Annotated in this window: 27 protein-coding genes and 2 pseudogenes; 28 read left to right on the forward strand and 1 reads right to left on the reverse strand. The window is 50.8% G+C overall.

Annotated features, from left to right (window positions below; all coding sequences use genetic code 11):
• Positions 1–684: 684 nt before the first annotated feature.
• The 6 genes from R0140_RS27550 (at position 685) to R0140_RS27575 (ending at position 4,608) form a co-directional block, all read left to right on the forward strand.
• The gene (locus R0140_RS27550) at positions 685–1,065 is read left to right on the forward strand and encodes a hypothetical protein (protein ID WP_032437935.1); all 381 of its coding nucleotides are present in this window, start codon (positions 685–687) and stop codon (positions 1,063–1,065) included.
• Positions 1,066–1,131: 66 nt separating this feature from the next.
• Positions 1,132–1,479 carry a hypothetical protein gene (locus tag R0140_RS27555; RefSeq protein WP_032437933.1) on the forward strand — a complete coding sequence of 116 codons (348 nt, stop codon included), beginning with the start codon at positions 1,132–1,134 and terminating at the stop codon, positions 1,477–1,479.
• 94 nt (positions 1,480–1,573) lie between these two features.
• A complete protein-coding gene (locus R0140_RS27560; RefSeq protein ID WP_032437931.1) occupies positions 1,574–1,720 on the forward strand; it encodes a hypothetical protein in 147 nt (48 codons plus the stop codon).
• Positions 1,721–1,770: 50 nt separating this feature from the next.
• The gene (locus R0140_RS27565; protein ID WP_317704069.1) at positions 1,771–2,604 is read left to right on the forward strand and encodes an N-6 DNA methylase; all 834 of its coding nucleotides are present in this window, start codon (positions 1,771–1,773) and stop codon (positions 2,602–2,604) included.
• 820 nt (positions 2,605–3,424) lie between these two features.
• Positions 3,425–4,246: a DUF932 domain-containing protein gene (locus tag R0140_RS27570; RefSeq protein ID WP_015065622.1), complete on the forward strand. Its 822-nt coding sequence runs from the start codon at positions 3,425–3,427 to the stop codon at positions 4,244–4,246.
• A 47-nt stretch (positions 4,247–4,293) separates the two neighbouring features.
• The gene (locus R0140_RS27575; protein ID WP_001568110.1) at positions 4,294–4,608 is read left to right on the forward strand and encodes a DUF5983 family protein; all 315 of its coding nucleotides are present in this window, start codon (positions 4,294–4,296) and stop codon (positions 4,606–4,608) included.
• Positions 4,609–4,640: 32 nt separating this feature from the next.
• Here the strand turns inward: R0140_RS27575 and R0140_RS27580 are convergent, their stop codons facing one another.
• A complete protein-coding gene (locus R0140_RS27580) occupies positions 4,641–5,126 on the reverse strand; it encodes a transglycosylase SLT domain-containing protein (protein WP_001568108.1) in 486 nt (161 codons plus the stop codon).
• 434 nt (positions 5,127–5,560) lie between these two features.
• Between R0140_RS27580 and traM the strand changes: the two genes are divergently transcribed.
• From traM to traN, 22 genes and pseudogenes are all read left to right on the forward strand, one after another.
• A complete protein-coding gene (traM, locus tag R0140_RS27585) occupies positions 5,561–5,953 on the forward strand; it encodes a conjugal transfer relaxosome DNA-binding protein TraM (protein ID WP_317704070.1) in 393 nt (130 codons plus the stop codon).
• Between the two features lie 206 nt (positions 5,954–6,159).
• Positions 6,160–6,855 (forward strand): transcriptional regulator TraJ family protein, encoded by a 696-nt coding sequence (locus tag R0140_RS27590; protein ID WP_317704071.1) that lies wholly within the window; start codon positions 6,160–6,162, stop codon positions 6,853–6,855.
• A gap of 83 nt (positions 6,856–6,938) precedes the next feature.
• A complete protein-coding gene (locus R0140_RS27595) occupies positions 6,939–7,310 on the forward strand; it encodes a TraY domain-containing protein (RefSeq protein ID WP_317704072.1) in 372 nt (123 codons plus the stop codon).
• A gap of 53 nt (positions 7,311–7,363) precedes the next feature.
• A complete protein-coding gene (traA, locus tag R0140_RS27600) occupies positions 7,364–7,732 on the forward strand; it encodes a type IV conjugative transfer system pilin TraA (protein WP_004178060.1) in 369 nt (122 codons plus the stop codon).
• Positions 7,733–7,745: 13 nt separating this feature from the next.
• Positions 7,746–8,051: a type IV conjugative transfer system protein TraL gene (traL, locus tag R0140_RS27605; RefSeq protein WP_004178059.1), complete on the forward strand. Its 306-nt coding sequence runs from the start codon at positions 7,746–7,748 to the stop codon at positions 8,049–8,051.
• A gap of 19 nt (positions 8,052–8,070) precedes the next feature.
• Entirely contained in the window at positions 8,071–8,637 is a 567-nt protein-coding gene (gene traE, locus R0140_RS27610; RefSeq protein ID WP_004152602.1) for a type IV conjugative transfer system protein TraE, read from the forward strand.
• Positions 8,624–9,364 (forward strand): type-F conjugative transfer system secretin TraK, encoded by a 741-nt coding sequence (gene traK, locus R0140_RS27615; RefSeq protein WP_004152497.1) that lies wholly within the window; start codon positions 8,624–8,626, stop codon positions 9,362–9,364. The genes traE and traK overlap by 14 nt, the downstream gene beginning before the upstream one ends.
• Positions 9,364–10,788 carry an F-type conjugal transfer pilus assembly protein TraB gene (traB, locus tag R0140_RS27620; protein WP_317704073.1) on the forward strand — a complete coding sequence of 475 codons (1,425 nt, stop codon included), beginning with the start codon at positions 9,364–9,366 and terminating at the stop codon, positions 10,786–10,788. The genes traK and traB overlap by 1 nt, the downstream gene beginning before the upstream one ends.
• A pseudogene (gene traP / locus R0140_RS27625) lies at positions 10,781–11,200 on the forward strand (conjugal transfer pilus-stabilizing protein TraP); the annotation flags it as partial. The gene traB and the pseudogene traP, both read left to right, overlap by 8 nt.
• A gap of 205 nt (positions 11,201–11,405) precedes the next feature.
• Entirely contained in the window at positions 11,406–11,975 is a 570-nt protein-coding gene (traV, locus tag R0140_RS27630; protein ID WP_015065628.1) for a type IV conjugative transfer system lipoprotein TraV, read from the forward strand.
• Positions 11,976–12,130: 155 nt separating this feature from the next.
• The gene (locus R0140_RS27635; protein WP_223177007.1) at positions 12,131–12,529 is read left to right on the forward strand and encodes a hypothetical protein; all 399 of its coding nucleotides are present in this window, start codon (positions 12,131–12,133) and stop codon (positions 12,527–12,529) included.
• Between the two features lie 28 nt (positions 12,530–12,557).
• The gene (locus R0140_RS27640; protein ID WP_032426790.1) at positions 12,558–12,848 is read left to right on the forward strand and encodes a hypothetical protein; all 291 of its coding nucleotides are present in this window, start codon (positions 12,558–12,560) and stop codon (positions 12,846–12,848) included.
• 23 nt (positions 12,849–12,871) lie between these two features.
• The gene (locus tag R0140_RS27645; RefSeq protein ID WP_004171484.1) at positions 12,872–13,090 is read left to right on the forward strand and encodes a hypothetical protein; all 219 of its coding nucleotides are present in this window, start codon (positions 12,872–12,874) and stop codon (positions 13,088–13,090) included.
• A complete protein-coding gene (locus R0140_RS27650) occupies positions 13,091–13,429 on the forward strand; it encodes a hypothetical protein (RefSeq protein WP_099743479.1) in 339 nt (112 codons plus the stop codon).
• Positions 13,430–13,473: 44 nt separating this feature from the next.
• Positions 13,474–13,878 (forward strand): hypothetical protein, encoded by a 405-nt coding sequence (locus R0140_RS27655; RefSeq protein WP_023320104.1) that lies wholly within the window; start codon positions 13,474–13,476, stop codon positions 13,876–13,878.
• A gap of 24 nt (positions 13,879–13,902) precedes the next feature.
• Positions 13,903–14,301 carry a hypothetical protein gene (locus tag R0140_RS27660; RefSeq protein WP_015065631.1) on the forward strand — a complete coding sequence of 133 codons (399 nt, stop codon included), beginning with the start codon at positions 13,903–13,905 and terminating at the stop codon, positions 14,299–14,301.
• A gap of 71 nt (positions 14,302–14,372) precedes the next feature.
• Positions 14,373–17,012 (forward strand): annotated as a pseudogene (gene traC / locus R0140_RS27665) (type IV secretion system protein TraC).
• Positions 17,012–17,401 (forward strand): type-F conjugative transfer system protein TrbI, encoded by a 390-nt coding sequence (gene trbI / locus R0140_RS27670; RefSeq protein ID WP_004152591.1) that lies wholly within the window; start codon positions 17,012–17,014, stop codon positions 17,399–17,401. The pseudogene traC and the gene trbI overlap by 1 nt, the downstream one beginning before the upstream one ends.
• Positions 17,401–18,027, forward strand: coding sequence for a type-F conjugative transfer system protein TraW (traW, locus tag R0140_RS27675; protein ID WP_004152590.1), 627 nt, complete (start codon positions 17,401–17,403; stop codon positions 18,025–18,027). The genes trbI and traW overlap by 1 nt, the downstream gene beginning before the upstream one ends.
• A 43-nt stretch (positions 18,028–18,070) precedes the next feature.
• The gene (traU, locus tag R0140_RS27680; RefSeq protein WP_317704091.1) at positions 18,071–19,030 is read left to right on the forward strand and encodes a conjugal transfer pilus assembly protein TraU; all 960 of its coding nucleotides are present in this window, start codon (positions 18,071–18,073) and stop codon (positions 19,028–19,030) included.
• Positions 19,031–19,042: 12 nt separating this feature from the next.
• A complete protein-coding gene (gene trbC / locus R0140_RS27685) occupies positions 19,043–19,681 on the forward strand; it encodes a type-F conjugative transfer system pilin assembly protein TrbC (RefSeq protein WP_015065635.1) in 639 nt (212 codons plus the stop codon).
• Positions 19,682–19,739: 58 nt separating this feature from the next.
• Positions 19,740–21,695, forward strand: a complete 1,956-nt coding sequence (gene traN / locus R0140_RS27690) for a type-F conjugative transfer system mating-pair stabilization protein TraN (protein ID WP_015065636.1) — start codon at positions 19,740–19,742, stop codon at positions 21,693–21,695.
• The last annotated feature ends 6 nt before the right edge of the window (positions 21,696–21,701 follow it).

The raw sequence follows: 21,701 nt of genomic DNA on the forward strand, positions 1-21,701 counted from the left end.
CGTCTGGCCGCGCCTCGAAAGGCCGCGCGCCTGCGGCGCCGGGAAAACCGGGCCGCGCTGACGCGCCGCCCGCATTTCCTTTCCGCGTCTTCCCTGTTTGCTGCCTGCTGTCTGCCTGCTTCCTCTTCTTCTCCCTGCTGTGATGCCTCTTTTTAAACCTTAAAGGCTTTAAAAGCATACCCACACTGGACACCTTCGGCTCCCGGCCAGCTGCGCTGTCCGGTCGTCGAGCCACACTCCGCCAGGGCAGCTGCTGCGCACCCGCCGGGCTCCGCCGAACCCGCTACGCGGTTTCGGGCCTGACGGCTAGTGTCTGATGTCTGAGGTCAAGGTCAACGGCAGCGCTTGCTGCGACCGTTCCGGCCGCGCCGCTTTCACCGTGCCGGCGAAGGACTGCCGGCACTCTGATGGCGCCACGCCGTTCCGTCGTGTCGGGTGTGTTCATTCTCATCCCTTCCCCTGGTGAGTCATCTCTCGTCCGTTCCCCGGCGAAGGGCTGGTCGTAGCACCGCCGTGTCGTCATCCAAGGGGTAAATAAACTCCGCCAAAAACTTTTTGCCAGGGACCGCAAAAACTTTTTGTCTCCGCCCCTTGTTCTCCTCCTTACGACGTTGCTCCTTTGCCCTTTGCCGCCAGGGAACTCACCGAGAGATGGATTAACCACCAGACCAGAGGAAAAGCAGAATGAACACACAGAACGTCAACGTCAAAACCGCCACCAAAGAATCTACCGAAAGATGGGTTGAAAACCTTCTGGCCACCGCGATTAGCGAGCAAAAGAGCCTCCTGCTGCATCTGGTAGAGCTTAAAAGCAAGCGTATGAGAGAAAGCGAAAGAAGTGAACTGGTATGGGGGGCGTTGATGCGTATGGCTGATAACGTCCTGGGGGCGGGAGTGGTTGACTGGCACGCAGACGTTCTGAAGGTGCATTTCGACGTTGCTCAACCGTGGCTTCAGTCCCGGAAACTCGTTGAGCTTCTTTATGGTGATACCGGTAAGGATGCGTGGAATGACGCACGCAAATACATTGCTGACTCAATGCGCGCTGAACCCTATATGCCATGAATCTGCTTTTTTTACCCAACATCTGGCGGTCCGGGGGCCGCCGGTGATCCACATAAGGAGAGACGTATGAACTTACACCTGACTGAATCCTCAGCCCATCCGGGAATGCTGGCTACAGCAGAAGCAGAGCGCGAATACTGGCTGAACCGGCAGAATACAGCGGTGAAAGCCCCCTCAGAAATCGATGTCCACACGTTCCATGACGCGCTGGGCCTGATGTACCCGCTCAACTGGTCAACAAGTGAGAACGGCGAGTGGGAAACGTTCATGCTGCAGGAAATGGTCTGCGGTGACGTGACAGAGATCTATGCCCGCTACGGAGCCAGATATTTCCGGCTGCGGGATGTGTGCAACCTGAGCCATGCGCAGATCACAACGCGCATTAAGGAGGGATTTAACCTGTTCCAGAAATGAAAAAAGCAGGCTTTAGCCTGCTCATTCCACCCCGGATGTGACACCCGCAAAAGTTTGCATCCGGAATATACAAAATCAACATGGAGATTAAACCATGAATTTCGACCCGCAAATCGTCGCACAGGCGAAGGCGTTTGTAAATGCCCTTCGCAGTGGTCAGCGCGCCCGCGTTCCCGCTTTAAAGCTGGAGTACTGGCAGCAGTTTATGACCGCGGTTTACGCTGGCCTCGGCCTCGCGTGATGTGAAAAACGCCGCCCCCTGAAGGGGGCGGCATTACTGGAGAATTCATCATGTCACAGCTAAGTTTTGCCGATGTGTTCAATATGGCCAGAGAAGCCGCTGATAACAGCCCAGTCATTCAGGCAGGGCAGCAGATCGCGGAAACGGTGCCCACGGTTCTGCGTATGTTGAGCGAGCAGTACAGCCGAAGCCGGTTTATCAGCGTATTTAAAGACACGGGGCGCCATCTGGGTCGCTGGGAAGTGTTCAGTGATTTTCTGTCACTTGCCGCCAGTGAGCTGGATATGGCCTGGATAAGAACGCCGGAAAGCATGGAGCACTGCCGGAAAATCTGCGCCCGGTACGGGGCCACCGACATCGCGAACATGCAGGAAATGTTCTGCCTGATGGTGTGTGCGCTGGAGGCGAAATTTCATGATTTCCTCGGCGCGATTTTTATGGAGCTGGAGCTGGGCGATAATTTTCGCGGGCAGTATTTTACCCCGTATTCCGTGCAGTGTCTGATGGCACGGATGCTGATGCCAGGCGTCAGAGACACTATCCGCCGGGAAGGGATTGCCACCGTTAGCGATCCGGCGTGTGGGGCAGCCGGAATGCTGATCGCCTATGCAGAGTGCCTGCTTGAAGCGGATATCAACCCCTCCATGCACATGTTCGGCAGCTGCATTGACATCGATCCGGTGGCGGCAGATATGGCCTTTATCCAGATGTCACTGCTCGGGATAGCGGCGGAAGTGGTGACGGGCAATACGCTCACGATGCAGTTGCGGCGGGTGAGGTATACCCCGGTTTACTACCTCAATGATTTTGAAAAACGACTGGCCGATCTGCGGCGGTTCAGGGCCATGCGGGACTTTATGCGCGGAATACAGGAGGCCGCGTAAATAACCGAAAGGGCAGGGGATCACCTGCCCGACTGCGCTGAAAGACCGCGCGCCTGCGGCGCCGGGAAAACCGAGCCGCGCTGACGCGCCGCCCGCATTTCCTTTCCGCGTCTTCCCTGTTTGCTGCCTGCTGTCTGCCTGCTTCCTCTTCTTCTCCCTGCTGTGATGCCTCTTTTTAAACCTTAAAGGCTTTAAAAGCATACCCACACTGGACACCTTCGGCTCCCGGCCAGCTGCGCTGTCCGGTCGTCGAGCCACACTCCGCCAGGGCAGCTGCTTCGCACCCGCCGGGCTCCGCCGAACCCGCTACGCGGTTTCGGGCCTGACGGCTAGTGTCTGATGTCTGAAGTCAAGGTCAACGGCAGCGCTTGCTGCGACCGTCCCGGTCGCGCCGCTTTCACCGTGCCGGCGAAGGACTGCCGGCACTCTGCGGGGCAACGCCGTTTCGCGCCCGCGCTCTTCGTCGTTGCGGCGGGTGCCTGCTCCTTTCCCCTGGTACCCGTATCACCCGTTTGAGTCCATTCGCCGGGGCTGAGACAAGCACAACCCGTCTTGCTGTCCAGGGGACGGCAGAGCCTTTCGCAATAAATTTTTCCCGGCCATTCCGCTGCGCTTCATTAGACCGAAAAAAATTTCCCGCTCACCCCCGGACATCTGCACCGGGCCGTGCTCGTTTACGCCCTCGCGGCGAACGGCTCTCAAACGGGTGAAGGTTATATCCAGGGGGCAGGTTCAGCAGGTCCCCGCACAAAGTCAAAACCGCGGCCCCGGCAACTCAACGGGTGATGGTTAAAAAATTAAACAGGTGAAGGAGAATAATATGCGTTTAGCATCCCGATTTGGACTTACTCATTCCATTCGTCAGGAACGCCCACTGACTAACGATGAATTGGTCAAGGTTGTACCTTCTGTGTTTTCAGAAGAAAAGCATAATTCACGTAGTGATCGCTATACCTATATACCAACCATTACACTGCTGGATAAATTACGTGAAGAAGGTTTCCAGCCATTTTTTGCCTGTCAGTCACGAGTAAGGGATGAGGATAAACGGGGGCATACTAAGCATATGGTAAGACTTCGCCGTGAAGGGGCCAATAAAGGAACAGAAGTACCCGAAATTATTCTTCTTAACTCGCATGATGGATCGTCCAGCTATCAAATGATACCGGGTATGTTCCGTTTTGTATGCACAAATGGCCTTGTATGCGGTACGTCGTTTGGCGAGATTCGTGTACCTCATAAAGGTGATATTGTTGGGAGGGTCATAGAAGGTGCTTACGAAGTTCTGGGCATTTTCGATAAAATTACTGAAGGCGTTGATGTCATGAAGTCTATTACATTAACCAAAGAAGAACAGCGTCTGTTTGGACAAGCTGCATTAACCTACCGATACGATGATGAAAATAAAGCACCAGTCAGCATTGAACAGATAATTCATCCGCGCCGTTATGAAGATAAAAAAGATGACATCTGGACTACATATCAAAGGGTCCAGGAAAATCTGATTAAAGGCGGTTTGCCTGGCCGAACTGAAAAAGGGAAAAGAACAACAACCCGGCCAGTAAAAGCAATCGATGGTGATGTCAAACTCAATAAGGCATTGTGGTTAATTGCGGAGAAATTCCGCACTCTTAAAGGCTAATTATAAGCGCCGGGCAGCTGTCCGGCGTTTTGACGGTGGGAATACTTATGTTTGAATTTAAAGCTGTGTGTATCAGTATTTCACATATGGAAGAAGGTGATATCAGAGTTCTTCAGGTGCTTTCATCAACAACCAATTATCTAACATGCGATAGTTACTTAGAGTGGATACATGATACACCTTATGGTTGTGTTATAAGAATGTATGATTTCAAACGCCATCTTCTGGCGCTAAAAAGAGGTGGGGTGTCTAAATTTTTACGCAAAAATCTCATACTAATGCACCGGGAGGGCGGGTATCTGCTTTTTCATTTTGATAGTGATGCCGATTATTATCCAGGTATAGATGCCGTAGATTTTTAAGAAATTCAAGCCTTCTTATATCAGAAGGCTTTTTAGTTCATGGCGATTTTCTGATCTTTAGAAGAAGTTCGTTTGCTTGCTTTGATAGCCGTGTAGTAGTAATGGATCTTCTTCGCATACTCGTAACGTCTTGCTGCCTGGCGCGGGGTCTTTTTGAAGCCTGCATTGTATGCCCCGACTGCATCCCACGAAACGCCCCACTTTTTAAACGCCTGAGCCAGATAATAGGCTCCGGTGTAGATGTTAAGACAAGCATCGCTAAGAAGATGATCCGGTTTTATTCCATATCGCGACAGTTCGTTGAAATGCTGCGAGTCAATTTGCATCAAGCCTGATCCATAACCCGTAACAGGATTACGCCCAATCGCATCAATTTTAAATCGTGATTCTTGCCATGATATAGCACGCAGGAGATCCGGATCAATTTTGTAATCCCTGCCAGCCATATCAAAGCAGTCTGCTGCCATTGATGACAATGGTATTAAAGACAGGATGATACCAAACGCTACTCCCTTCATGAATTCCCCTCCGTGCCAAATCCCGGAATAACCTTAACCCATCCAAGACCGAGACTCAACATATATGCACTCCTCACCACAAAATGACCACACCCCACGCAAAATTAAAATTTTGCAGATTTATTATTTAAACCATAGAGTTATGGTCAACTAAATTACACTATCTTTCATTATGTAATATAAATATGAATCGCAGATGAATCGCTAACGATTCACTTATAAATCGTGGGTGAATCAGTAACGAATCAACCCTTATGAAATCTAGCTTTATTGGCGAATTGACTCTAGATTCAATTCGTGGTGTGATTCGCCTTATGAATCGAGTTTCAAGGCGGTGAATCTAGATTCGAATCGCGAATTGAATCGTTGGTGAATCGTCTGAATTGGTTTGCTGTAAATAGTATCAAGATTTCTTTTTATATTAAGGGATGGATATGGCAAAGATACAGGCATATGTTAGCGATGAAGTTGCTGAAAAAATTAATGCCATTGTGGAGAAACGGAAAGCTGAGGGCGCCAAGGAGAAAGATGTTAGTTTTTCCAGTGTGTCTACGATGCTTGTCGAGTTAGGCTTGAGGGTTTATGAAGCGCAAATGGAAAGGAAAGAAAGCGGCTTTAATCAGATGGCTTTCAATAAGGTTTTGCTTGAAACAGTTTTGAAGACACAATTTGCAACCAACAAAATTTTGGGAATTTCTTGTTTGAGTCCACATATCTCTGGCAACCAAAAATTTGAGTGGCGATTTATGATTGATACCATTCTGGAAGACACTAAAGAAGTGGTCGATACATTCTTTCCAGAATCAGAAGATGGTGAAGAAGAGTAAACTACACAGCATTCAGTTATATAGATTATTAAACTAAAATATAAAAAATAAAAGCGGAATGATCTGCGTATTTTTAGTGACAGGGAATTGGGTTACATTTATCATAGTTTGAGAGGCTCAGGTCTCACAAAATTTGAGAATCGCTGATGTGAAGGGTTGGCCCCCTTCACATCAGCTGCCCATAGAATCCTGTTGAGGAGGCTCCTATGTGTTCGATGGATCGTATTGAAAACACCAACTGTAGTCAATTGGATTTCTTTCGTGAAATGCAATTAACTGTCAACCTTTCTAGCCATCCTGCTTGTATAAGGCTCCGTGATGGATCCTTTTCCCATTTCAATCATTCTTTCGCTACAACTTTTCTGCACAATATTAACGTTAACATATGGTTTAACCGTCTGGAAATCTCCTCTTCTTTACGTCTGTCAGCTCTTGACGCCGAAGTTTACTCAGGCGATCGAAAAATGCTTGTTGAGGAAAATTTGCCCATTAATGGGAACCGATGGGATTTTATAATAGAACGGATGTCATTTGATGGAACGGAGTTCACTCTGTGGAAGTTCTGTCATCTTCAACGAGGCGGTTTTATACTGTCTCCTGTTCGTTCTGGTTTTATAAAAAAACTCAACGAATTTAAAAATGCACTCGGTTTTTTAACTGATGTTCAGATTGAGACTCTGGCTCTATATTCTTTTGGTGCCTCCCATAATCAGATTTCAGAGGTTTTAAATATAGCGGTTGGAACATCGAAGAACAGAGTTAATCGTATTCTTGCAGCTTTACCAATCCGCACGAGAGAAGAGGTTTTTTATTTTTTATTCGCCAGTGGAATGGCCTTTTCATTCTGTAAGGTTGTTACAGAATTAATTGGAAGTCGCGTTAATAAATTGTTAACTAAATAGTGACCTTTTGTCTATTGTGTTAAGGGGTTTTATTTGTGAGACTACTCCTATTGAAAAGTAGAGTGGAGGTGCAAGTGAGGCGAATGACTACTCGTCCGGCATTAGGTCCATGCGTAAGTTTTAAACTTGATGAAGATACGCATCTGAAATTGGTAAACGCCAAAGAGAGAAGCGGACGTAGTAAGGCTGGGGAGGTTGTGCTTAGGGTTAAGGATCACCTTTTACGCTATCCAGATTTTTATCCAACTGTAACTTATAAGAGTGTGAGTTTTGGTCCTGTTGTTATGGCCCGCTTTGATGAGGAAACAAACAAAAAACTGATTGCAGCTAAAAATAAAAGTAACAGAAGCAAGTCGCATGAAGTTTATCTTCGTCTCAAAGCGCATCTGTTCGAATTTCCTGATTTTTATAGCTCTGAAGTCGAAGTGATAAGGAGGTCTGTATCTGAAACATAAGTAGTCCCGAAGGTATTACCATTTAAACATTATCTATTTAAAAGGAAATAAATATGAATGCTGTATTAAGTGTTCAGGGCTCTGCTGTCCCTGAAAAAACCAAACCATCTTTTATGTCCCGCGTTTTCAATAAAAAGAAAGCCCTGAAAGCCGCTAAAGTTGCGCTGCCGGTTGCTGCTGTGGCGGCGTTCTTCCCGGATGCTGCGATGGCCACCACCACGGCAACCGACCTGATGAAGTCCGGGGATGCGACCGTTAAAGGCACGTTTGGTAAGCAGTCCAGCGTCGTCAAATGGGTGGTTCTGGCAGAAGTTGTCGCCGGCGGCATCATGTACATGATGACCAAAAACGTGAAGTTCCTGTTTGGCTTCGCGATTATTTCCACCTTTATCACCATCGGTATGTCGGTCGCCGGTTACTGACAGGAAGCACGTGATGACGGGAGACGAATTAAAGCGATACCGTTTCCCGGAAACACTGACTAACCAGTCCCGCTGGTTTGGCTTATATCTCGATGAACTTATCCCGGCCGTGATTTGTCTCGGCTGGGGTTTCTGGACCAGCAAGTTCATTTTTGGTATGGCTGCAGCGGCACTGGTTTTCTGGGGTATCAAGAAACTGAAAAAAGGGCGGGGCAGTTCCTGGCTACGCGACCTGATTTACTGGTATCTGCCAACCTCCCTTCTTAAAGGTTTCTTTCATGATGTTCCGGACTCCTGTTTCCGGCAGTGGATTAAATAAATCAACGGGGAAATAACATATGGAACATGGTGCCAGACAAAATACCACCCGCGTTATCGCTGTGGGATTTATCAGTCTGGGGACACTCCTGACCCTCAGTCTTGCGACCAATATTATCCAGGGCATAAATAATTACCGTCTGCAGACGGAACAGAAAGTGGCGGTGACACCGATGTTATTCCGTGCCCCCTTTGCGGTGTCTCAGAACCAGGCTGACGCTTCTTATATTGAGCAGCTGGGCCTGTCCTTTGTTGCCCTGCGTCTGAATGTCACGCCGGAAACGGTTGATGCCCAGCATCAGCAGCTTCTCCGGTATGTATTACCCGCTGCGCAGAACAGCCTAAAGGTCCAGCTGGCTGAAGATGCGAAACGCATTAAAGACAATAACGTTAATGCCACCTTTTATATGACCTCGATCCGTGCGTGGCCGGCAGAGAACCGCGTGGATATCCGGGGTGAACTGAAAACGTGGATAGGGGATTCCAAACCCTACAGTGAAATTAAAAGTTATGTCATTCAGTTCAGTCGTGTCGATGGTGTCAGCTGGCTGGCGCGTTTCGGAGAAATAAATAATGAAAAAAATTAACCCGTTATTTATTTCAGGTTGTCTGCTGTTGGTCGCCCCTGCGATGTCAGCGACCCTTAGCGGTACGCTGGCGCCGACAGTGGTTCCCCTGACCAATGGCGGTCAGGCAAATATTGCCGTGAGTAACACCGATCCGAATCTGTTCACAGTACCTGGAGATCGCATCACGGCGATAAACAGCCTGGACGGCGGCCTGACAAACCAGGAGCAGACCGACAGCGGCGGCGCCATTCTGGCGACCGTCAGTAAAAAACCATTCACCTTCATTGTGGAAACCGAACGCGGGCTGAACTTCTCCATTCGTGCCGTGCCCCGTGCGGGCTCAGGCCGGACAATTCAGCTGGTCAGCGAGCTGGCGGGTACCCCCGGTCCGGCAAAAGCCTGGGAAGAGTCGAATCCCTATGAATCGTTACTGGTTTCGCTGAATCGCGCCGTGCGACAGGGCAGCGTACCCGATGAGTATCAGTCTGTCCCCGTCACTTCTGAAGTGCTGCAGGTGCCGGCTGGTCTGCGCGCCACTGCCGATCGGGTCTGGGTCGGTCATCACCTGAAAGTTGTCCGTTACAGTCTGGACAATGTCTCCCTGTCGGCCCGTATGGTGCGTGAAAGCGATTTCTGGCAGCCCGGAACACGTGCCGTCATGTTCAGTACCCCGGCGGGCCTGCTGACTGCCGGTGGTCGCATGCAGATCTGGGTCACGACGTCAGATGAAGGAGTGAAGCGCTGATGGCCAACTTCAACACGCTGATCAAACGTAAACAATATATCTGGCTGGGACTCATTCTGGCGGGCGGCGCAGCAGCCGTCGGAGGCGGGCTGTATCTGTCAGATCTGAACATGAGCTCTGATGAGGAAGCCCCGGCTCAGGGCGAACCCGCGCCGGATATGACCGGGGTGGTCGACAGCAGCTTCAACAGTAAGGTGGAGCAGCACGCGACAACAGAAATGCAGGCGACAGCCGCAGATCTCAACAAGCGTTTTGACTCCCTGCAGGGGGAAGTGGACCTGCTGAGTAAGGCGCGAACCGCTGACCAGATACGTATCGACAAGCTCAGCAGTGATAATGAAGCCATGCAGACTCAGCTGAAGGCGCTGGGCGTGAAACCGGCTGTCTCTGGTGGCGAGCCCGCGCCGACTCCTCCGTCACCGCCACCCGGGCCGGAAGGTGAGCCGCAGCCAGCCAGTTATCCGCCGCAGACCGGCGCCGCGGTACCGCCTCCGACGGCATTCTATCCGGGGAATGGTATGACACCGCCGCCGCAGGTCAGCTACCAGTCTGTGCCGGTACCAAACCAGATACAGCGTAAAACGTTCAGTTATGTCAAAGGAAAGAAAGCGAAGTCATTGCCGTACATTCCGTCGGGGAGCTTTGCAAAAAGCATGCTTATCGAGGGGGCAGATGCCAACGCGTCTGTTACCGGCAATGAATCCACTGTGCCGATGCAGCTGCGTATCACCGGTCGCGTGGAAATGCCAAACAGCAAAACCTACGACCTGACAGGGTGTTTTGTGGGGCTTGAAGCCTGGGGCGACGTATCGAGTGAGCGCGCCATTGTCCGGACCCGCAATATCAGCTGTATCAAAGGTGATAAAACCATCGATCAGCCAATTAACGGCCACGTTTCCTTTATGGGGAAAAACGGGATTAAGGGAGAGGTGGTGATGCGTAACGGAAAAATCCTCGGCTGGGCATGGGGGGCCGGTTTTGTTGATGGGATTGGCCAGGGAATAGAACGTGCTTCTCAGCCGGCTGTGGGGCTGGGCGCCACGGCAACTGTCGGCGCAGCTGATGTACTCAAAATGGGGATTGGCGGCGGAGCGTCCAAAGGTGGTTCATCGCTGAGTGAATACTACATTAAACGTTCTGAGCAGTATCACCCAGTTATCCCGATCGGTGCGGGCAACGAAGTGACCGTCGTGTTCCAGGATGGATTCCAGCTGAAAACGATTGAAGAGCTGGAAGCGGAAAAGAACGGGCAACAGCAGGCTCAGAATCAGGAGGCGGAGCCGGCACCGCAGGCTGATGCACATCATCAGTCAGGCGGCGGTATGAACGGATTCAATACTGACGAGATGCTGAAGAAGCTGGGCAAACTTGATCCGCGGGAGTTCTCTCCGGGCGCAGCGCCGCAGGGGGAAAATAATGGCTAAGTCTCTCATTACTGCTGTTCTGTCAGCACTGCGCTGGGCTCACTGGCTGGTTAAGTGTGCGGTGGTGTATCCGCTGGCCATGATGATGTTACTGGTTGTTCTGGTGTTCCTGACGGGACCGTACACGTTCGGCCAGACGCTGGTGAAAACCGTAGAGTCTGTGCAGCAGGAGGGATATGTCATTCAGGACTGCACGGGGCCGAAAGAACTTAATGGTGATGCGGTGAACGCTCCACTGCCTCCGGTTTTACAGGAAGACTGCACCACCGTCAGTACGGATGCGGCAGGGTATGCAGCATATATCGACCAGAGCTATACGCATAATATTCTCTGGCTCTGGCTGCTGATGGCGGTGGTGTTTACCGGGATGGCTGTGGTTTTCCGTAGGACTCCTGTCCGCAGGGGATTTCTCGGGTGAAGGATGTCAGGGGGGGCCTGCGTAATGAACAGGAAGCAGGAGAAAAAGGAGCCTAAGCCTGTACCTCAATCTGCAAATTATTTAGACCCCAAACTTTATGAGGAGCTTGTAAGGGCTGCTAATAATCTTGCAGAAGCAGTATTCAGGAAGACTGACTGGAAATCGATTTTTAAAAAATAAACAGATTACGGGTGAATATATGAAGGAATTAATGCTGTTAATTCCTCTGGGCAGCGCTTTGCTCTTAACCGGGTGTGCGGGCACAGAGACCGAATTTCAATGTAATGCCACGACGTCGGATACCTGTATGACGATGGAGCAGGCAAATGAAAAAGCGAAGCTGAAAGAGGAACGCAGTGATGCAAAGCCGGCTGCGGCCGGGTTGCCACAACTGGCTGAGGGTAATTTCAGAACCACATCAGTTAATTCGTACCCGTTGCCGCCACAGCCAAATTTAATGCGTCCCGGAGCAACGACAACTGCACCGACTAATACAGTAACGTCAGGATTGCTGACGAATAACAGGAAAGTCAGTACGCCGGTGTATCGGCCCGTGGCTGTAGCGCCAGCTGTTCGACCAGTGAGTGTATCAACTTTTACATCGCCGGTGACGGTTCCTGGTAATTATCCCCGGCCATTAAGAAAAGGGGAGGAGACAACGTCATTGTGGATAGCGCCGTACGTGGATGCAGATGATGTATATCACCAGCCAGCAACAGTTCTTTTTGTCGTGACACCATCGGCGTGGGGACAACCTCGCCTTAATTGATTCACAGCGCCATTACTGGCGCTGCAGTAAGTTTTCATTTCTGAATTATAACGAGTGCCCTCTGCGTTGAAAGGGATGGGCGGTAGCGTGCTCAGACGCAGATATTACGCTCATGTATCTTTGTGTAAGGCGTTATTTAAATAGGTGGGTTGATTATGATTAATCTCTTAACATTCTCTTATAAGCTTGTTCGGGCTGACTCATTTTATATATTTTATTTTTTTCTCGCTATTGGTATGGGAGTGATAGTTGGATTTTTTGCATCAAGGGCGTTTGAGAGAAGGGTGTGGCGCGTATGCATGTTCTCTGGGGTTTTAATTCTTCATGTTATAACTGCCCTTGTTATTTTGTCACCAGAGGATGCTTATAAGGAAATGATTTTAAGAAAAAAGAATACAATGAATACATTAACAAACTGCAAGATATCAGCTTTTGATGCTCAACAAGGATTTAATGGGCGCAAAGATGCCTGGTCCTGTCCTGACGGAACAACCCGCTACCTTCCCGTTAAGTACAGGCCAGAAGGAAGTTTATCTGAAAATAAAGTGCAATGATGTTATTTACTGAAAGGAAAAGCTTGTTATGAGAGAGTTATTCGGATGGGCGATGTGGCTGGTGTTTTTATTGGCAGGTTATGTCCTGCTATTTTCTACTGACAGTAATACAGTACCCGAAGCGCTTTCTCATCACTGGAAAAATGACTGCCGGTTGCTTGAGACTAATATTGATAAAGGGTTTTTCTCTCCTGCGCAAAATCGACTTCAGTGTGGTGATGTTATTGAAAATGTCAGCAAGGCTGATTATGACAGAGCGATAAGTGGCGATAAGCAAACAACTCTCGCAGAGGCAATGAAAGAAATATTCATTCGTTAATATATAAACAGAGGCAATAAAGTATGCATGCCTTTATTTTTCTGGTGCTGATGACGCCGAGTAGTGGTGGTGGAATTTGGGATATTACTCCCATGCCTAATACAGATGTCTGCATAAAAATGCTACGGGTACTCGAAGCACGTGGAGGCAGAGGTTACGGAAGTAATACAGGAGAGTGCATTGAAATTAAAACACGCGAGCCTTTGAACAGCGTGATGGAAACATTGAGTGAGGGTGGGTAAATGGCTGAATCTCTGTTAAGTTTTGATAGTGATGGTTATGTACGACTGTTTTTTGCAATGGCAATCATTATCTGTGGTTACGGCTATGTAATTATGGGTGTTTTTATAAGAGATGCGCTTTCCTATATTTTAATGTTGTTTGGGCTTACAGGTCTCAGTGCTTTATTTTCTTTCATGGTATTCATGGATAAAAACATGTGGGCCGGTTCTCCTGATTTGACTCTGTCAGTAATAACGGGATTTTTTACAGCCACAGTGATCTTTTATATGTTTTATGTCTTGATTTATTCCTTTGATCGGATGGGGCAGGTGAATAGTAAGACCGATGGTCAGTATTAACAATCTCACGTTATTTGAAAGTATGCAGCATAAGGAATAAGAAAGTGAAAGCGTACTATATACTTGGACATAACGTTGCATGGCTTAACGGTATATGCCTGATTCTTTTTGTTATTGGTGTGGTCGGTGCGCTGGCAATGGTTGCCATCCCTGAAAAATTCAATCTTCGAGTTAACAGAGGCGATACATTCATATACTGTGCGCTTATGGCGGTGGTTGGGTTTTGCGGGATGTTCGTTATCTCCATTCACTCATTTTCGATGGATGAACTTGAAGCAGGTAGACACTGGAAAAACGACTGCAATACACTTGAAGTAAACATACCGACAGGCGCTTTTACCAGCCCTGTAAATAAACTTGACTGTGATGGCATCATCATTAATGTGCCTGGTAGGCAGTATTATTCGTATATCCATCAGTGGGAATTATATAAAGCTAACAAAAAATGAAATGCTGGTTAAAATAAACAGGGGATGGATATGATGCTGTTTTTTAGAAAGTATGGTTTTTTGTTTATCCCTCCAGTCTACTGGCTCATCTATCTGGGAGTCAGGCTGACGTACAATGGACTGGCAGGAGAGTTTTCTCCTGATTTCTTTCAGGGTATTCGACATGAAGGCCTCTATATTATCTGTAGTTTGTGTGTCTTTTATTTTTTCTGCCTGGAGGTGGAAATTAGTGATGGGGAGTTCTCAGCGAACCTTCTGTTCCTGATTGTTTTCTTTCATGTGGTTTTATTATTTATCACTCTGCTTATTTGTTTGTGGCAAGGGGCGATGTTGTTGGATGCGATCTTTATGGGCCAGATTATTGCCTCCATGTGTTTATTGTTTTTCATTCCTGTGCTTTCCATTATAAGAAGGAGTTTCTAGTGCGGCTATGAATATTCTTCTTGCCATTTATTACCCTTGTTGTTTTGAAATGCTTTTAAAGGAACGACCGCATGAGTAATAACATCATTGATACCGTCACCCAGGCTGTGAATTCACTCGTATCAGCACTGAAGCTGCCCGACGAATCCGCTAAAGCCAATGACACGCTGGGCAGCATGAATTTCCCCCAGTTCAGCCGTATTCTGCCCTATAAGGATTATGATTCCGCGACCGGTCTGTTTATTAATAATAAAACCGTCGGTTTTATGTTTGAGGCGCGTCCTTTACCCGGTGCGGATAAAAGTATCGTCGCAACACTGGAGCATTTACTGCGCAGCAAACTGCCCCGGGGCGTCCCGGTCAGTTTTCATCTGGTCTCCAGCAAACTTGTCGGCAATGATATCGACTATGGTCTGCGTGAATTCCGCTGGAGTGGTAAACAGGCTAAGAAGTTTAACGCCATTACCCAGGCCTACTACCTCCGGGCAGCGGAGACGAAGTTCCCCCTGCCTCCTGATCTGGATTTGCCCCTGACGCTGCGTAACTACCGCGTGTACATCTCCTGCTGTGTACCCAGGAAGAAGAACTCCACCACGCAAATTGTCGAGATGGAGAACCAGATAAAAATCCTGCGGGCGTCACTGGGCGGTGCCTATATTCCGACGCGTATCCTTGATGCTGCCGGGCTGGTCGAACTGATGCGTGAGCTGATAAACCCGGACCCGCACGAAATGTACCGCGTACCGTATAAGCTGGACCCCTATCAGGATCTGAACTATCAGTGTGTCGATGACAGCTTTGATATGCAGGTCACCGCCGGTCATCTGAAAATTGGCCGCCTGGGGCGCGACGGGAAAGAGTGCGTGACCCGGGTGACGAGCTACCATCTGGAGAGTGATCCGGAAATGGCCTTCCTCTGGACCGCTGCGGACAACTACGCCAACCTGCTTAACCCGGAGCTCTCCATTTCCTGCCCCTTTGTCATCACGCTGACGCTGATGGTGGAGGACCAGGTGAAGACCCAGAACGAAGCCAACCTGAAGTTCATGGACGTGGAGAAGAAAAGCAAAACCTCCTACGCGAAGTACTTTCCTAACGTGATAAAGGAAATGCAGGAGTGGGGCGATATCCGCCAGCGACTGTCGACCAACCAGACCTCCCTGGTGTCCTATTTCTTTAATATCACCACGTACACCGCAGACAGCACAGAGGCCTCTCTCGCCGCTGAACAGCAGGTGCTCAACAGCTACCGTAAAGGCGGTTTCCAGCTTATCCCGGCCCGCTACCATCACCTGCGTAACTTTCTGGCCATGATGCCGTTCAAGTGTGGTGAGGGTCTGTTTAAAGAGCTGCAGGCGGCAGGCGTGGTTAAGCGGGCGGAGACGTTCCAGGTGGCTAACCTCCTGCCGATCGTCGCTGACAGCCCGCTGGCGCCGGCGGGACTCCTGGCGCCCACCTACCGAAACCAGCTGGCGTTCATCGACCTGTTCTACGAGGGAATGAACAATACCAATTTCAACATGGCGGTCTGCGGGACGTCCGGGGCGGGTAAAACCGGTCTGATTCAGCCCCTCATTCGCAGTGTGCTCGACTCCGGCGGGTTTGCCTGGGTGTTCGACATGGGGGATGGCTATAAGTCCCTGTGTGAAAACATGAGGGGCGTATATCTCGATGGCGATACCCTCAAGTTTAACCCGTTCGCCAACGTGCTGGATGATGCTCACTTCGACATGTCAGCAGAACGTATACGCGATCAGATGTCTGTCATGGCCAGTCCGAACGGCAACCTCGATGAAGTCCATGAAGGCCTGCTTCTGTAGGCAGTGCAGGCGGCCTGGTTAAGCAAACGTAATCATGCACGCGTTGATGACGTAGTGCAGTTTTTACAGGACGCGAAGGACAGCGATGAATATGCTGATTCCCCGACAATCCGGGGCCGTCTGGACGAGATGATAATCCTGCTCGATCAGTACACGGTGAATGGGATCTACGGGGACTATTTCAACTCAGATAAACCAACACTCCACGATGATGCCCGGATGGTGGTACTGGAGCTCGGTGGCCTGGAGTCGAGGCCCTCTCTGCTTATCGCAGTGATGTTCTCATTGATTATTTACATCGAGAACAGGATGTATCAGTCACCGCGTGGCCTGAAAAAACTGAACGTCATCGATGAAGGATGGAAGCTCCTTGATTTCAAGAATGAAAAAGTGGGGCAGTTTATCGAGAAAGGCTACCGTACCGCGCGTCGACATACCGGCGCATACATCACCATCACGCAGAACATCGTCGACTTCGACTCCCCGACCGCCTCCAGCGCCGCACGTGCAGCGTGGGGGAACTCATCGTACAAGGCCATTCTGAAGCAGTCAGCGAAGGAATTTGCCAAGTATAACCAGCTGTACCCGGATCAGTTCAGCAAGCTGGAGAAAGACATGATTAACGGCTTCGGTTCGGCCAAAGAGCAGTGGTTCTCCTCTTTTATGCTGCAGGTGGAAGCGAACTGCTCCTGGCACCGCCTGTTCGTCGACCCGCTCAGCCGGGCGATGTACTCCTCCAAAGGCCCGGATTTTGAGTACATGCAAGCACGCCGGCAGGAGGGGGTCGATATCCACGATGCGGTATACGGACTGGCGTGCCGCAACTTTAAAGACGAAATGGCTGAGCTTGAATCCCGAATACCGGTGAATGACATGGAGGATAAACAGTGATGAAAAACAACACCGAACAACCGGTCAGTACGACCTCTCATACCTTTCGCCGGATATCTGTCATCGTTGCTCTCGTGCTTTTCGCCCTGGCAACCAGCGCGTTTCTCTCACGCGTGGTTCTGGAGTACTCCACACCGCGGGTGGTGGCTTTTGATATGAAGAAGACGCTCGACAGCTTTATGGACAGTGTCAGTCAGAAGCAGCTGACAGAAGCGCAGTCAAAAGCGCTCTCTGACCGGTTTAACGACGCGCTGGAGAAGAGTCTGGCGGAGTATCAGCAGCAGCATCATGTGGTCATTCTGGTTTCACCTGCCGTGGTTCAGGGCGCGCCCGATGTGACCCGCAACATCCAGCACGACATTGCCCGCCGGATGAAAGGAGAACAGTAATGATACGACTGAAAGACTGTCTGCTCGCCGCCTGCCTGGTATCGCCGCTGACTCAGGCGGCTGATCTCGGTACCTGGGGGGATTTATGGCCCGTCCGGGAGCAGGACATGCTGCAGCTCATCACGCAGCGTCTGCAGTCACTGCAATCCTCTGGCCAGTGGGACCAGACGATGGATGCGTTTAAGCAGCGGGTTATCGAGAACAGTCAGCGCCCGGCACCGGTGGAGGGCATTAAGCGTGCGGAGAAATACGAGCAGCGCTGGTTTGATCCCAGCATCCGCCTGACCGAAGACCTGAAGGACAATGAGGGGCGGGTGTTTGCCCGCAAGGGCGATGTGGTGAACCCGCTTAAAACCGTACCGTTTGTCCAGACCCTGTACTTCATCAATGGAGACGATGCCGACCAGCTGGCCTGGATGAAGCGTCAGGTGCCGGAAACCCTGATGAGCAAAATTATCCTGGTGCGCGGCAGTATCCCGGACACCTCCGCAGCGCTGGACAGCCGGATCTATTTCGACCAGAACGGCGTACTGAGCAAGCGATTTGGCCTGACGGCGGTCCCGGCGCGGATCACGCCGGCGCCATCCGGTGAACGCCTGAATATTGAGACCTTCCCTGTAAAATAAGGATGTTTCTGTGAAAACCCTGACGCTTTTCCTGAGTACCCTGATGTTGTGGGGGTACAGCCTCAGTGCGGCTGCTGATCCCTCCTGTGAGGGCCGGTTTGTTAACCTGATCACCGATGTGTGCTGGCGCTGCATCTTCCCCCTGTCACTCGGCAGCGTGCAGGTTGGTAAAGGCGATCTGCCTGATACCAGCAATCCGGGTAGTCCCCTGCAGCTGTGTCCGGCGCCGCCACCGATTTTTGTTCGCCCCGGCCTGGCCATCGGGTACTGGGAGCCGATGGCCATGACGGACGTCAGCCGTTCGCCTGGCTGTATGGTCAATCTGGGGGGCTTCAGTATCAATCTCGGCAAGACCGGTATGGGGACCGCGAGAAAGGACGACAAGCAGGTGAACGGCGCTTTTTATCACGTTCACTGGTACAAGTACCCGCTGACCTACTGGCTGAACATCATCACCTCCGCAGGCTGTCTGGAAGGCGGAGACATGGATATAGCCTATCTGTCCGAGATTGACCCGACCTGGGTGGACAGCAGCCTCACCACCATTCTGAATCCGGAAGCCATCCTGTTTGCCAACCCCATCGCACAGGGGGCGTGCGCGGCTGACGCTATGGCCAGCGCGTTTCATATGCCACTCGATATTTTGTTCTGGTGTGCCGGCTCTCAGGGGTCGATGTACCCGTTTAGCGGCTGGGTAAGCAACGAGTCCAGTCCGCTGCAGTCCTCGTTACTTGTCAGCGAGCGCATGGCGTACAAGCTTCACCGGCAGGGACAAATTATGGAGAGCATCGGGAAGGACAAGGCGGTCTGCTATGAGTATCCGTCCCCGATCATCCCCAAAGAGCGCTGGCGCTATCAGATGGTGAACATGTACCCGGACAGCGGCCAATGCCATCCCGTGGGGCGCAGCGTGATGCGCTGGGAGGCCGGTAAAAATCCACCCAACACCCGTAAGAACTATGGCTATCTGATGTGGCGTAAACGCAATTGTGTCTTTCTCTGACAGGAGTCTCTCATGAAATTAATGAATCTGTTTATGGTCATGCTTTTGCTGACCGGACGAGCAGTGTTGGCTGAAACCTCCTCTGTTACAGACAGAGAATGGCTGAAGCAGCAGGAGAACCTCAGCGAACAGCTGCGCCAGCATCCGGATAAACAGCTGCAGCAGGAGCTTGAGGCGCAAATCAACCGTAATCCTCTGCCCAAATCAGACCGCCAGTTTATCGATAATCTGGTCAGCCAGCAGAAAGCGGCGAATCAGGAAAAGCCGGCAGAAGGGGCGCTGTACTTTGTCTCCTTCTCGATACCTGAAGAGGGGCTGAAGCGGATGCTGCACGAAACCCGGCAGTACGGCATTCCGGCGACACTGCGTGGGCTCGTCAATAACGACATGAAGACCACCACTGACGCGGTGCTGCAGCTGGTGAAGGATGGCGTGACCGACGGAGTGCAGATCGACCCGACACTATATACGCAGTACAGCATCCGGAGTGTGCCGTCTCTGGTGGTACGGTGTCAGGCCGGGTATGACGTGGTACGCGGTAACATTCACGTCAAACAGGCGCTGGAGAAAGTGGCACAAACCGGTGACTGCGCACAGGTGGCCCGGCAGATGCTTGATGCGCCCTCGAATGCCGCCGGGAGCCAGCCATGAAAGATAAACCGTACTTCATGGCGTTACCGGAAATGGTGAGGGATGAGGGAGGGTGTAAATGAAGACGGTTATTTCCGTGCTGACCGCGCATTTTTTTGTCCTGAGCGCCTTCATCTGGCTGGCATCCCCCGCCTGCGCTGACAGTGGAAGTGACTATAAAGCCGGTTCGGATTTTGCGAAACAGGTGCAGGGCAATGGTCTGAACTCACTAAAAAATTTCAGTGGTGAGCAAAACCTGCCGGGGTATACCGACAACCCGGATCAGACAAAATACTACGGCGGCGTCACTGCCAGCGGAGACAGCTCTCTGAAAAGCGATTCAGCCCTGGAGTTCAGCCAGGGAGATACCGGCAAAACGATTACGGAGTCGTTCACGAACCGGCCACCGGATCAGATATCTCAGGATGCGCCGTTTATTCAGGCCGCAAAGGATACAGAATCCCGTGCCGACAGCATTGTCGGTGATACCGGACAGTCCTGTACCGCCCAGGTTGTGAACCGCAGCGAGTTCACAAACCATACCTGCGAACGTGATCTGCAGGTGGAAAATTTTTGCACACGGGAAGCGACCCTGAAGGATAACGCCACCACGCAGAAAGTTAACCGAACCTATCAGCAGGTGGTGACGCTGAATTATGCCCGGAGTACCCGGCAATGGAGTGGCAACCTGACGATCCCGACCAACGGTCGTCTGCTGAATGCCTCGGTGGATGGTGAGCCTCTGGTGATCCCCTGGATTGAAGAATGCGATTCCGAAGGGAAGGTGCGGGATAGCTGCAAGAGTGCAGTCAGTGAAAGCCTGACCCTCTTTGAGCGAACGTTCCCCATAGATGTGATCAGCTGGCCACGTTCAGAATCGATGTGTTCAGGCGGTCAGAACACGCATTGTACGAAATATACCTATGACGGGAAGGGGAAGATTCATCAGTCGTTTGGTGTGGACAAAGCGGTTACTGCAGGGCAGAACTTTTCAGTAAGCAAAACATCACGGACCGTATCATCGGGTAGCCAGAAACCCGTACAGGTCACGGTCACCCTGGTGATGGAAGAAACCGAAACCGTCTACGCACCTGAAGTCGTCTGGGTTGAAAGCTGTCCGTTCAGTAAGGATGAAGGAAAAAAAACGGGGGAGGAATGTATCAGTCCGGGAGGAACGCGAACCATCACCCTCGGAGGCAGGGATTACTCGTTCACGGAAGCCTGCTGGAAATATAAGGATACCTGGCTCACGCAGCCGGCGGACAGCGGCTCCTGTGAAAGCCTGATGAAAAATACGGCCTGTACTCTGTCATCCCGCCAGTGCGCCTTCTCCAGCGAGGAAGGCACGTGCCTGCATGAATATGCAACGTATTCCTGCGAAACCAGGACGAGTGGCAAGCAAATGATCTGCGGCGGTGATGTCTTCTGCCTTGATGGTGAATGTGACAAAGCCACGTCCGGGAAGAGCAATGACTTTGGGCAGGCGGTATCTGAGCTGGCGGCACTGGCAGCCGCGGGGAAGGACGTCGCGGCACTGAACGGGGTGGATGTCCGGGCCTTCACCGGAAAAGCGAAGTTCTGTAAGAAATTTGCTGCCGGCTTCAGTAACTGCTGCAAAGACAGCGGCTGGGGCCAGGATGTGGGGCTGGCACGCTGCAGCAGCGAGGAAAAGGCGCTGGCCAAAGCGAAAAAAGACAAGCTGACGGTCAGTATCGGGGAATTCTGCTCTAAAAAAGTTCTGGGTATTTGCCTGGAGAAAAAAAGGAGCTATTGCCAGTTCGACTCAAAACTGGCGCAGATCGTTCAGCAGCAGGGAAGAAACGGTCAGCTGCATATCGGTTTTGGCGGCGCCAGCAGTCCTGACTGTCGGGGCATTACCACCGCGGAACTCCAGGGGATTGATTTTAACAAGCTGGATTTCACCAACTTTATGGACGACCTGATGAAAAATCAAAAAATACCGGAAAACGATGTTCTCACCAATAAGACCAAGGAACGAATTAAGGAAATCATGAGTCAGCAATCCGCGCAATAAACCATG

The sequence above is a fragment of the Klebsiella sp. w6 genome (assembly GCF_033100215.1).
GTDB classification, from domain to species: Bacteria; Pseudomonadota; Gammaproteobacteria; order Enterobacterales; family Enterobacteriaceae; genus Klebsiella; species Klebsiella variicola.